This is a genomic window from Microbacterium sp. P2_F9, from assembly GCF_056403635.1.
Window position 1 is genome coordinate 1 of the sequence record NZ_JBFUFC010000112.1, and the last position, 12,187, is coordinate 12,187.

Genomic DNA, 12,187 nt, shown 5'->3' on the forward strand with positions numbered 1-12,187 from the left:
CCATTGGGCAAGAGGCCCGGTGATCGCCGGGCGCACCGCGATCGATGACCCGATCGTGAATGTTCTCTTCCATGTCGCTCGCTGCCTGCCCCGGCTCGACGCCCTCGCCGTCTGGGAGTCCGCGATCCGAAAGGGCAAAGCTGATCCGGCGGTTCTCGCCCAGGTCGATTGGGGCAGCTCGCGGGCGCGGGAGCTCGCGGCGGTGGCGTCGCTGCTCTCGGACTCAGGCTTGGAGACGGTGTTCATCGCCCGTCTGCGGGGTCTTCCCCTCCAAATCCGGCAGCAGGTCCGGATCGACGGTCACCCCGTCGACGCCCTGATCGGCGAGCGACTCATCGTCCAGCTGGATGGATTCGAGCATCATCGGGCCAAGGATCGGCGCCGGGATCTGCAAGCCGACGCCCGGCTGGCCCTGCGCGGATACACGGTGCTGCGGTTCGACTACCAGCAGGTCCTGTTCGACTGGCCATTCGTCGAGAGCGCCGTTCTCACGGCAGTCGCCCAAGGGCTGCACCGGGCTCGTCGATGAGTTCAGGACCATCGACGAAATCAGGTCGATTCAGGCGCATCCGTCCTGAGGGCGTCGACGATCCTGATCTCGTCAACACAGCCGACGCCGAGCGCCGGGGCTCAGCCCTTGCCGAGCAGCTTCTGCAGTTCGGCAAGATCCTCGGGTGTCGGGCCGGCCTTCGCCGCGCCGCCGAGCCCGAAGCCCGAGCCGGTCGGCGCCGCGATGGCGGCCTGCTCGGCGATCCCGGCGTTCTCCGCCGCGCGCTTCGCCGGATTGCCCGAACGGGAGCCGACGGCCTTGACCTGCTTGCCTCGCTTGCTGCTGGCGCCGGTGCGGGCACCGGGCACGGGACCCATCCCGGGGATGTTCGGCACGCCGCCGCGGGCGACCGTCTTCATCATCTTGGCGGCCTGCTCGAAGCGGTTGACCAGCGCGTTGACCTCGGTCACGGTCATGCCGGATCCACGCGCGATCCGAAGTCGGCGCGAGCCGTTGAGCACCTTCGGGTTGCGTCGCTCCCCCGGCGTCATCGACCGGATGATCGCCTCCGTGTGGTCGAGCTCCTTCTCGTCGAAATCCTCGAGCTGCTGCTTCATGTTTCCCATGCCGGGCAGCAGCCCGAGCATCTTCTTCATGGAGCCCATCTTCTTGAGCTGCTGCATCTGCTCGAGGAAGTCCTCGAGCGTGAAGCTGTCGGTCGCGAGCTTCTCGGCCATCTTCATGGCTTCGGCTTCGTCGAACGCGGCCTGCGTCTGCTCGATGAGCGTCAGGATGTCGCCGAGGTTGAGGATGCGCGACGCCATGCGGTCCGGGTGGAAGGCCTCGAGGTCGTCGAGTCCCTCACCCGTGGAGGCGTAGATGATCGGGCGTCCGGTGATGGATGCCACGGACAGGGCCGCGCCACCGCGCGCATCGCCGTCGAGCTTGGAGAGCACGACACCGGTGAAGTCGACGCCCTCCTGGAACGCCTTCGCCGTGTTCACGGCATCCTGACCGATCATCGCGTCGATGACGAACAGGACCTCGTCCGGGTTCGTCGCCTTGCGGATGTCGGACGCCTGCTTCATCATGTCCGCGTCGACGCCGAGGCGGCCGGCGGTGTCGATGATGACGATGTCGTGCTGCTGTCGCCGGGCGACCTCGACACCCTCGCGGGCGACCTGCACCGGGTCGCCGACGCCGTTGCCGGGCTGGGGCGCGTAGATCGCGGCACCGGCCTGGCCCGCGACCACCTGGAGCTGGTTCACGGCGTTGGGTCGCTGCAGGTCGGCGGCGACCAGGAGCGGCGTGTGCCCCTCCTTCTCGAGCAGCTTCGCGAGCTTGCCCGCGAAGGTCGTCTTTCCGGAGCCCTGCAGACCCGCGAGCATGATCACGGTCGGCGGGTTCTTGGCGAACTGCAGCCGACGCTGCTCCCCGCCGAGGATGGCGACGAGCTCCTCGTTGACGATCTGCACGACCTGCTGGGCCGGGTTGAGTGCGCGGCTGACCTCGTCACCGAGGGCGCGTTCGCGCACCTTCGCGGTGAAGTCTTTGACCACCGGCAGCGCGACGTCGGCGTCGAGCAGGGCGCGACGGATCTCGCGCACCGTCCCGTCGACGTCCGCGGGCGTGAGCTTGCCCTTGGTGCGGAGGTTGCGGAAGGTCTCGTAGAGCCGATCGGAGAGATTGCCGAAGGTAGCCATGATGGTCCAATTCTACGCGAGCGGATGCCGCGGCCCGTCGTGGACGGCAGTCGTCAGATGTGACGCCTCAGACCTCGACGCCGATCCCCAGCGCGACGCGCAGCTCCTCCTTGGCGCGGGCGTAGCGGCCACGGGCGGTGGAGTCGGGGATGCCGAGCAGCTCTGCCGCCTGCACCAGCGTCAATCGCTCCCAGTGCACCAGCCGGACGAGCTCGGCCAGGTCGGGGTCGAGGCGGGAGATCGCGTCGCGGACATCTGCACCCTCGTCGGAGGGCGGTGCCGCGGCATCCGTCGCCACACGTCCCCGGATGCGATCGGCGAGCGCCCATCGACGCCGTTCGCCTCGCGCATGGTTCAGCAGCGTGCCCCGGGCGATTCCGAACAGCCACATCCGCGCGCGCTCCGGATCGTCGGGCAGGTCGGCGACTCGCCGCCACGCGACCACCATCGTTTCCCCCAGAAGATCTGGTGCGTCGTCGGCTCCCACTCGCCGCTGGAGGTAGGCGAGGAGGGCGGGTGACGCATCGACGAGCACCTCGGTCAGGCGCCTGTCGATCGATCGGTTCCTCACTGCTCTGCCGCCGCGCATTCGAGCTGCAGAGCGTAGGCGGTCCACGTGCCGGACGCCTGGTCTGCGCCCTCGGCGATGAGCGCGCTCTTGAGGGCGGTGTCGATGATGACTCCACGCTCCTCGTCGACCACCTCGGTGCCGCTCCCGACGAGGTGCAGCAGGCCGTCCGGACTCGACGTCAGGAGCAGGTCGGCGCCGCGATAGTCCTCGAGCACCTCCTGCACCGCTGCCACCGTCGCCGCATCGAGCGAGGCATGCGAGTTCAGCCGATCTGCCAGGTCGCCGGTGAACAGGCCGTTCGCGTCGGTGGGGTCGACCACCGTGACGCGCACCTCGCACTCATCGCCTGCGGCGAGCGCCGCCTGATATGTGTAGTCGGGGCTCTGCGCCCACGGGAGCCAATCGAACAGGTCGGCCGCGTAAGCCGCGCCCGCGCCGCCTGCGAGCAGGACAGCCAGACCGGCGCCGATGGCGATCTTGGGGAGCCGCTTCACCCGGCGCGCAGCCTCCGCAGCGACGGCCATGGCGCGCAGGTCGGATTCCGGCGCGGCCTTCGTGGCCGGGACCGAGCGGTCGAGCAGCTGGTCGAGCGAGTCAGGGGTCATGATGCCTCCATCGTGGGGTGTCGTCACTTGTTACGTGTCCGGCATCTCCCGAAACGTCCGCTGCTCCGGCCCGAGTTCCTGAAATACGGTGAGCTGCAACCCGGCAGCGCCGCGCAGGCGAGCGTTGACCGAGCGCCACGGCGTCTCGCGAGCGGATGCCTCGACCACAGCGCCGCCTGCCTCGAGGCGGGCGACGACCGCCTCGGTGTCATCGACCTCCAGTGCGATGCGGATGCGGTCGCTCGGCGTCTCGCCGTCGGTCTCGACGCGATCGATGAACCGCACCTGCGCGGGGTTGGCCAGTTCCAGCGTCGCGCGGCCGGCGTCGAGGATCGCCACGCGCGCGCCACCCTCGGCCTCGTACGCCCCGGTCTGCGGCATCCCGACGACGTCCCGGTAGAAGACGAGGGCCTCGTCGAACTCCTCCGCGGTGACGACGACGCGCAGCTGACGGACCTGCGGGCCCTCGCCGGCGTTGGCGCCGAGAGCCGGGAGCAGCTCGAGCGCCGTGTCGAGCAGCGGGGTCAGATCGGTGTGCCCTGGGCCGGCATCGGCCCATTCCCACACGGCCGCGAGCACCGCGCCTGCCGCCGCAGCACCGACGACCTCCGCGGCGAGCCGCGGCAGTCCGTCTCGACGGAACCGCTCGGCGGCGCAACGCGCGAGTCGGCCAAGCCGCACGGCGCGCTCGCGGTCCAGCTCCTCCGCGAGACCCATCGCCTCGGCGTTCGCGACGGCGAGCGCCAGGCTGTCGGGAGCGAAGCCGGCGGCCATGTCGCGCAGAATGTCGGGGACGGAGGCAGCGTCGTCGGAATCGAGACGCTGCGCCGCGGCATCCAGTCGCTCATCGAAGGCGCCCCAGAGGATGTCGCTCTTCGACGAGAAGTAGTTGAAGAAGCTGGAGCGGCTGACGCCGGCACGTGAGGCGATCTCGGCGATCGAGGTCGCTTCGAACCCCTGCTCGAGGAACAGCTCGCAGGCGGCTTCGGCGAGCGTCTCGCGCGAGGACGACTTCGGTCTTCCGGCTCGACGGTCCATCCGGGCATCGTAGCTTGCCGCTATTGTTGGACACGATCCACAAATCGGCGCCACCCGCCGCATCGCCAGAAGCGAAGGAACCCGCGTGCTCGACATCCTCACTCCGGGGCTCGCTCCCCACTACGTCCCTTATCAGGACGGCTGGGACCTCCAGCGGAGCATCCACGCCGACGTCGTCGCCGGCATCCGCCCCGACACGCTCATCCTGCTCGAGCACGAGCCCGTCTATACGGCCGGTGCGCGCACGGCGCGACACGAGCGCCCCACCGACGGCACTCCCGTCGTCGACGTCGACCGCGGCGGCAAGATCACCTGGCACGGCCCCGGCCAGCTCGTCGGGTACCCGATCGTGCGCCTGCCCGAACCGATGGATGTCGTCGCCCACGTGCGCCGTCTCGAGGCGCTCCTGATCGAGGTGCTCGCCGAGTACGACATCGTCGGCCACCGGGTGGAGGGACGCAGCGGGGTGTGGGTGCGCCGTCCGCTGTCCGAAGACAAGGTCGCCGCCATCGGCGTGCGCGTCCAACGAGGGGTGACCATGCACGGCTTCGCACTGAACTGCGACAACTCGCTCACGGCCTTCCGCAGCATCGTCCCGTGCGGGATCGCGGATGCCGGGGTCACGACGATCAGCGAGATCATCGGCGCCGTCGTCACACCGGCAGAGGTGCTGGCCACCGTCGAGGATGCGTTCCTCGCCGAATACGCGGGAGTCGCGGCGTGAGCGCCTGTGGCACGCCGGCCGCGGCATCCGGACCCGCCGCCGCCCCGGGCGGCCGCAAGCTCCTCCGCCTCGAGGTCCGCAACGCCCAGACGCCGATCGAGCGCAAGCCGGACTGGATCAAGACCAAGGCGAAGATGGGGCCGGAGTACCAGGCCCTGCACGCCCTCGTGAAGAACGAGGATCTGCACACGGTCTGCCAGGAGGCCGGCTGCCCCAACATCTACGAGTGCTGGGAGGACCGCGAGGCCACGTTCCTCATCGGGGGCTCGCAGTGCACCCGGCGCTGCGACTTCTGCCAGATCGACACCGGCAAGCCCGCCGACTACGACACCGACGAGCCTCGTCGCGTCGCCGAGAGCGTGGTGCGCATGCAGCTGCGCTACGCGACCATCACGGGCGTCGCACGGGATGACCTCCCCGACGAAGGCGCGTGGCTGCACGCCGAGACCGTGCGGCAGATCCACGCGACGAACCCCGGCACCGGGGTCGAGATCCTCGCCACCGACTTCTCGGGCAACCCGGCGCTGCTCGGCGAGGTCTTCGACGCGCGTCCCGAGGTCTTCGCGCACAACGTCGAGACGGTCCCCCGGATCTTCAAGCGGATCCGGCCGGCGTTCCGCTACGACCGCTCGCTCGGGGTGCTGACCCTGGCACGCGAGGCCGGGCTGATCACGAAGTCGAACCTCATCCTCGGGATGGGCGAAGAGCCCGAGGAGGTCGTGCAGGCGCTGCAGGATCTCCACGATGCCGGCACCGACATCATCACGATCACCCAGTACCTGCGGCCGACGCCGCGCCACCTCCCGGTCGCGCGCTGGGTGAAGCCCCAGGAGTTCGTCGAGTTCAAGGAGGAGGCGGAGCGCATCGGCTTCCTCGGCGTGCTCGCGGGTCCGCTCGTCCGGTCGTCGTACCGCGCCGGGCGGCTCTGGGCCCAGTCCATGCACTCCAAGGGCCGCGACATCCCGCCGCACCTGGCGCATCTCGCGCGCGACATCGAGGCCCACGGGCAAGGGTTCGCCCAGGCGGTCTAGCGGGGCAGGTCAGTCCGCGCTCGTCACCGACAGGACATCGCCCTCGGAGCCGAGGTTCACCAGCAGCACGTCGTCGGTCGCATCCGGGTCGAGCGCGTACTCGAGCACCGCAAACGGGTCCGTCCCGCCGTGCTCATCGGCCAGGATCGTCATGCTCATCAGCTGCAGCGATCGGATGATGTCGATGGGGGGATCACCGGAGATATCCACGAGGAGCTCCGCGAGTTCATCCCCGAACGCTTCCTGCTGCTGGAGGGTGTACTCGGTCACCTCACTGGTGCGGTCATCGAGCTCGGACACCATCGCGTTGCGGGCGATGCTGTCGATCGCCTCAAGTGACGAGATCAGCCCGGCGGCGACATCCAGCGCCGCCTCTGAGACGTCGTCCTGGTCGGGCGCGGTGAGGTCGACGGTGACTGTCTGGTCGCCCAACTCGACGTTCTCCGACCAGAAGATCGACCCGTCCGGTCCAGACTCCAAGAGTCCGAAGAAGTCGTGTTCGATCGCCATATCCCCATGAAACCAGCACCGGGCCCGGCGCGATAGTCCCAGGGGTCAGGTGGTGGTCACTCGACCAGCGCAGCGGCGAAAACATGCGGCGTGAAGCCGGTGAGATCGCCGATTCCTTCGCCCTGGCCGAGCAGCTTGACGGGGATGCCGGTGCRCTCCTGGACTGCCAGGACGAAGCCGCCCTTGGCCGATCCGTCGAGCTTCGTGATCACGAGACCGGTGACGCCGGCATGCTGCAGGAACGCCTCCGCCTGCATGACGCCGTTCTGCCCGGTGGTCGCGTCCAGCACGAGGAGCACTTCGCTGATCGGCGCCTGCTTCTCGATGACCCGACGGATCTTGGTGAGCTCGTCCATCAGCCCGCCCTTGGTGTGCAGGCGACCAGCGGTGTCGACGAGCACGATCTCGGTGCCGGTGCGCTTGGCGTATTCGATGGTCTGGAAAGCGACGGATGCCGGGTCCTGGCCCTCCATCTGCGGTCGCACGATCGCGGCTCCGCCCCGCTCCGCCCAGGTCGCGAGCTGGTCGACGGCAGCGGCGCGGAACGTGTCGGCCGCCCCCACCACGACAGTTCGCCCGTACCGCTGCAGGAACTTCGCGAACTTGCCGATGGTCGTCGTCTTGCCGACGCCGTTCACGCCGACGACGAGCACGACAGCGGGTCGCTCGGTGAGTCGGAGCGTCGTGTCGAACTTCGCGAAGTGCTCTTCGAGCGTCTCCTTGAGCATGCGGTGCAGGTCTTTGGGGTCGGTGGTCCGGTACTTGTCGACCTTCTCCCGCAGTTCGCCGACGATCCGCTCGGTCACGTCCGGCCCGAAGTCGGCGGTGAGGAGGGCGTCTTCGAGGTCGACCCAGGTCTCCTCGTTGATCTCCGGCGTGGCGAACATGGCGCGCAGCACGCGCACGAGAGACCAGGGATGTTCCGCCATGCCTCCAGCCTACGGGCGCGGCCGGTCAGCTCGAGCCTGGGCTCACGTCGACGACCATAGAGTGATCGTCGCGCAGCCTCTCGTAAACGAGAGAGGCGTCCTGTCCCGGTGGACACTTGATGAAGATGTTCAGACCGTTTCCCAGCGAGCCGAACATCCTCGCCGAATCGAGCCACGTGCTCCCGTCCTCGGCGCCTCCCCACACCGTCCGAAACGGCACCGTGCCTTCGTCGATGAACAGTGGAACCGAATCGTCGAACGCGTTGGCGGTCACATCTTCCCTTGTCGCGCCCGGCATGATTCCACTCGCCATGACCCAGAGCATTTCGTCAGAGATCGTGCGATCGTCCTGACTCCAGTCGAGATCGAACACGGTGCCCTGGTAGAGGTCGATCGAGCATTGGCTCGCGTTGTCGGTGTTGGCCCGATGCCCATTCCCATCATCGGGCTCGAGTTCGGAATAGCCGTTGCCGAAAGTGAACCACTGCACGCGCCAGGCGGCGGGGTCGAGGTCGGCGCCGGTCTCGAACGAGAGGTCGCACGGGGCGATCCGGTCCGGCGCGCAGCGGGACGACGGCGACGGTCTCGCCCCCACCACAGGATCGGTGGCATCCGCGCGGGGCGTAGCCGAATCGTCGCTGGGCCAGCGGGCGCTGATGCGAGCGTGCTCGTCCACGATCTCCTGGTATTCCGAGACCGCGTTGACAGGGCCTGCCGGGCAGATGACCGCCATGATCAGGCCGGCCGCCATCGCTCCGAAACCGCGTGCCGCGACGAACGCGCTCCCCTTCGCCGGGGAGCTGACATGCCAGACGCGGAAGTCGACGGTCGCCGCCTTCCCTTCCTGCCAGATGCGGTCCTCCGTTGCGCCCGTTCGCATCGCTTCGACGTCCTCAGCGGCAGTCCCCCCGGTCACATTCGCCACAAGCATGGTGTCCGAGATCAGACGGTCGTCCTCGGACATCGCCTCGTCGTCGAGCCTCGCCACTTCCATGGTGATCATGCAATCGTTCTCGGTGTCGCGATACCGATAAGCGCCAGAAGGCTCTTCGCCCCCTTCCCAGTGGAATCGCTCGTCATCCTCGGTGAATGGGAGGTACCACCCCACGAGCCAGTCGCCCGTAACCTGCTCCTCCTCCGCGCCGCACCCCAGGTCGACCGCGTCGATGGCAGCGGACTCGGCCGGCGTCGGAGACGCGTCGGTAGCGGGGTCGGCAGCATCGGCTCGAGGAGTGGATGTGTTGTCGGTGTTGGCCGGCGTGAGTGACGAGCACCCGGGCAGCAGGAGTATCACTGCGGCGAGGGTGATCAGGCTCACGCGCCCTTGCGTAGACATGTTCATGGCTGGGTCTTCGACGCGGTTCGGCTGCGGCGCAGCCTAGAGCGGCAGCACGCCGATACTCAGGTAGTCGTCCCAGATCTTGTTGTGCTCCTCGGTCACATCCTGGCCGGGCGGGCAGCTCAGGGAGACATAGACGCCACCGCCCTGCGCACCGAACATGCGGGCGGAGTCGAGCCAGGAGCTCTCATCGCTTGCCGAACCCCAGATCGTACGCACCGAGACCGTTCCCGACTCGTCGGCCTGCCAGACCATGTCGTCGACCGCGTGCTTCGACACGTCCTCCCGGGTGACGCCCTCCATCCGCGCGCTCAGCATGATGCTCAGATAGTCATCGGTGATCGTGCGATCGTCATGACTCATGTCGAGGTCGGTCACCGCACCTTGGTAGAAGAAAAGGTGACACTGATTCGCACTGTCGACGTAGGACCAGCTCCCATTTCCGTTGTCGGGCGATAGGACGGTGAAGCCCGCGTCAGTCTGGAACGGATCCCCCCAGGCCACGCGCCACACTGCCGGATCGAGATCCGCGCCGGCATCGTATGACAGGTCGGTCGGCGGCGCGGCGACCCGGGAATCGGGTGTGGGCGTCGGCGAGGCCTCTTCGGCCGGGGCGCTCGCATCGGCTAGAGGGGTGGATGTGGGTTCGGTATTGGCCGGCGTGAGTGACGAGCACCCGGGTAGCAGAAGTATCACTGCGGCGAGGGTGATCATGCTCACGCGCCGTTGCGTTGACATGTTCATGGCGCAACAGTAGGCTTCGCCAATCCTGCCGCGCTGTCGGCATTTCGGAGGACAGCTGTCGGCATTTCGGAGGACAGTTGTTGGCATTTCGGAGGACGGCTGTCGGCACTTCGGCGGACACCTGTCGGCACTTCGGGGGACAGCCGGTCAGCTGGCGACGCGCTCCCCCACGCGCTGGCCGACGACCGCCGACACCCCGTCCTGCCGCATCGACACGCCGTAGAGCGCGTCCGCGATCTCCATCGTGCGCTTCTGGTGGGTGATCACGATGAGCTGGCTGCTCTCGCGCAGCTGCTCGAAGACACCCAGCAGGCGGCCCAGGTTCGCGTCGTCGAGCGCCGCCTCGACCTCGTCGAGGATGTAGAAGGGACTCGGCCGGGCCTTGAAGATCGCGGTGAGCAGGGCGACCGCGGCGAGCGACCGCTCCCCGCCGGAGAGCAGCGAGAGCCGTTCGATCTTCTTGCCGGCCGGCCGCACCGACACCTCGATGCCGGTCGTGAGCGGGTCGTCGGGGTTGGTGAGCGAGATCGAGCCGGTGCCGCCCGGGAAGAGGATCGGGAACACCTCCGTGAAGGCGACCCTCGTGTCTTCGAATGCCGCCAGGAAGATCGTCTGCATCCGGATGTCGAGCTCGTCGATGATCGTCAGCAGGTCCTTGCGGGTCTGAGTGAGATCGGCGAGCTGCTCGGTCAGGAACTTGTGCCGCTGCTCGAGCGCCGCGTACTCCTCGAGCGCGAGCGGATTGACCCGTCCGAGCTGCCCCAGCTTGCGTTCCGCGTCCTGCAGGCGCTTGCGCTGCTGCGCGCGATCGAACGGAACGCCTGCCACTTCGGCGCTGGCGTCTCGGCCGTTCGAGAGTTCGTCTTCGCTAGGAATCGGCTGTTCAGGTCCGTATTCCGAAATCAGAATATCCTCGTCGAGACCGAGCTCCGACGCCACCCGCTCGAGGACGCTCGTCGCGTGCAGGCGCTTCTCGTGGATCTGGAGCTCGAGTCCGTGCACGCTCTCGGTGAGGCGCGCGAGGCGGTCGCGGATGCCCGCTTCCCGTGCCCGAAGCTCCGCGAGCTCGGTGGTGAGCGCCGTTCGGGCCGACTCCGCGGTGGCGAGCTCGACCCGCGCCTGCACCACCGACCGGTCGACCGAATCCAGCAGCGCCGGCAGGGCGGCAGCGACCTCCGCGGCGATCTCGCGCTGCGTGCGACGKATGACGGCTCTGCGTGCCGCCTCGGCCGCGGCATCCCGCTCCCGCTCGCGTTGCCGTTCAAGCTGAACGACCCGCGCCTCGCCGGCTCGCACGCGCTCCTTGAGCGTCTCGACGTCGAGCCGTGCGCGCATCTCGACCTCGCGTGCCGCGTCAACGGCGGCAAGCATCCCTTCGCGCGCGGATGCATCCAGGATCGGCCGAGGCGCTTCGAGTGCGGCGGTGAGACGGTCCTCGGCGACCTTCGCCGCTGCGGCGGCATCGTCGACCGCGGCTTCTGCCTGCGCGACGCCGGTGGCCAGTCGTTCGCATTCGGCGACCGCGGCCTCATGGGTGACGCTGGCGCGGTTGACCTGCTCCGCGTGCGCGGCCAGGGCCGCATCGTGCGCGCGCAGACTGGCAAGCGCCTGCTTCGCCTTCTGGCGGGTGGTCTCGAGTGCGTAAACCTTCTCGGCGAGCACCTCGCGGAGCGAATCCGACACGACTGAAATCTCGGCGAGACGTTCGGCTGCAGCATCCCGTTCCGCCGCGAGTTCGAGCCGGGATCGTCCCTGACCGGATCCGGCCCGCACCGTGTGCGCGGTGACGACTTCGCCGGTGCGGGTGACGATCGTCACCGCGTCCGCACCCTCGCTCCCGGCGAGGGCGGCCGACACTCGCTGCGCGGCGTCGAGGTCGTCCGCGACGAGCACGTGGGCGAGTGCTTCCCGCACGCCGTCCGGCGCTTTGATCACATCGATCGCGGGTACGGCGCCGGCGATGGCGGCGACTTTCGCCCGGGCTGCACTCGCCGCGGCGATCGCGATGTCGACGGTGCCGAGATCGCCGTCGCGTGCCACGGACGCCGTCTCGAACGCGTCGGAAGCGGTGTCGACCAGCACACCCTCCGCCAACGGACCGAGGGCTGCCGCGATCGCCGCCTCGTAACCGGGCGAGACCTTGATCGCGTCTCCCACGAGGCCGCGGATGCCGTGCCCGCCACGGGCGATGAGCGCCGCGGCCGCATTGCGGACCTCGAGCGCACGACCGAGCGCCGCGGCCTGAGCAGTGAGAGCGCCGACCTCGCGCTCGGCGGCGTGCAGCCGCTCACGGAGCGTGCCGACCTCGGCTTCGATGTCGGTGGCGGCCCGCTGCGCGCGGTCGTAGGCGGCCGCGAACTCCGCCGACGAACCCTCCGGCACCAGCTCCGGATCGAGGCCGGCGAGGGTCTCCTCGGCGGCCGCGCGGCGCGCGAGCGCCGCCTCGAGTGCGCGCGCCTGACGTTCGACCGCGGCACGGACCGCTGCGAGAGCGGATGCCGCG

At 68.7% G+C, this 12,187-nt stretch carries 12 protein-coding genes; 3 read left to right on the forward strand and 9 right to left on the reverse strand.

The genetic code is table 11. From position 1 onward, the window contains the following. A partial coding sequence (locus AC1DVT_RS12460) for an endonuclease domain-containing protein (protein WP_477389311.1) occupies nucleotides 1-529 on the forward strand: 529 nt, incomplete at its 5' end. Between the two features lie 101 nt (nucleotides 530-630). On the opposite strand, the gene ffh is transcribed toward AC1DVT_RS12460, so the two are convergent. From ffh to AC1DVT_RS12480, 4 genes are all read right to left on the reverse strand, one after another. Continuing rightward, entirely contained in the window at nucleotides 631-2,193 is a 1,563-nt protein-coding gene (gene ffh, locus AC1DVT_RS12465; protein ID WP_477389313.1) for a signal recognition particle protein, read from the reverse strand. A 67-nt stretch (nucleotides 2,194-2,260) separates the two neighbouring features. After that, on the reverse strand, nucleotides 2,261-2,764 hold the full coding sequence (locus tag AC1DVT_RS12470) for an RNA polymerase sigma factor (protein WP_477389315.1): 504 nt from the start codon (nucleotides 2,762-2,764) through the stop codon (nucleotides 2,261-2,263). Then, nucleotides 2,761-3,369: a hypothetical protein gene (locus AC1DVT_RS12475; protein ID WP_477389317.1), complete on the reverse strand. Its 609-nt coding sequence runs from the start codon at nucleotides 3,367-3,369 to the stop codon at nucleotides 2,761-2,763. The genes AC1DVT_RS12470 and AC1DVT_RS12475 overlap by 4 nt, the downstream gene beginning before the upstream one ends. A gap of 30 nt (nucleotides 3,370-3,399) precedes the next feature. Further along, nucleotides 3,400-4,407 carry a TetR family transcriptional regulator gene (locus tag AC1DVT_RS12480; protein ID WP_477389319.1) on the reverse strand — a complete coding sequence of 336 codons (1,008 nt, stop codon included), beginning with the start codon at nucleotides 4,405-4,407 and terminating at the stop codon, nucleotides 3,400-3,402. Nucleotides 4,408-4,492: 85 nt separating this feature from the next. On the opposite strand from AC1DVT_RS12480, the gene lipB reads away from it, so the two are divergent. Both lipB and lipA read left to right on the forward strand, forming a co-directional pair. Further along, entirely contained in the window at nucleotides 4,493-5,131 is a 639-nt protein-coding gene (gene lipB / locus AC1DVT_RS12485; protein ID WP_477389321.1) for a lipoyl(octanoyl) transferase LipB, read from the forward strand. After that, a complete protein-coding gene (gene lipA, locus AC1DVT_RS12490; protein WP_477389323.1) occupies nucleotides 5,128-6,162 on the forward strand; it encodes a lipoyl synthase in 1,035 nt (344 codons plus the stop codon). The genes lipB and lipA overlap by 4 nt, the downstream gene beginning before the upstream one ends. A gap of 9 nt (nucleotides 6,163-6,171) precedes the next feature. On the opposite strand, the gene AC1DVT_RS12495 is transcribed toward lipA, so the two are convergent. From AC1DVT_RS12495 to AC1DVT_RS12515, 5 genes are all read right to left on the reverse strand, one after another. Beyond that, on the reverse strand, nucleotides 6,172-6,672 hold the full coding sequence (locus AC1DVT_RS12495) for a DUF2004 domain-containing protein (RefSeq protein WP_477389325.1): 501 nt from the start codon (nucleotides 6,670-6,672) through the stop codon (nucleotides 6,172-6,174). A gap of 56 nt (nucleotides 6,673-6,728) precedes the next feature. Beyond that, entirely contained in the window at nucleotides 6,729-7,601 is an 873-nt protein-coding gene (gene ftsY, locus AC1DVT_RS12500) for a signal recognition particle-docking protein FtsY (protein ID WP_477389327.1), read from the reverse strand. 25 nt (nucleotides 7,602-7,626) lie between these two features. Then, entirely contained in the window at nucleotides 7,627-8,919 is a 1,293-nt protein-coding gene (locus tag AC1DVT_RS12505; protein WP_477389329.1) for a hypothetical protein, read from the reverse strand. A 60-nt stretch (nucleotides 8,920-8,979) separates the two neighbouring features. After that, nucleotides 8,980-9,654 carry a hypothetical protein gene (locus AC1DVT_RS12510; RefSeq protein ID WP_477389331.1) on the reverse strand — a complete coding sequence of 225 codons (675 nt, stop codon included), beginning with the start codon at nucleotides 9,652-9,654 and terminating at the stop codon, nucleotides 8,980-8,982. A 177-nt stretch (nucleotides 9,655-9,831) separates the two neighbouring features. Then, the coding region (locus tag AC1DVT_RS12515) for an AAA family ATPase (RefSeq protein WP_477389333.1) at nucleotides 9,832-12,187 on the reverse strand (2,356 nt) is incomplete at its 5' end.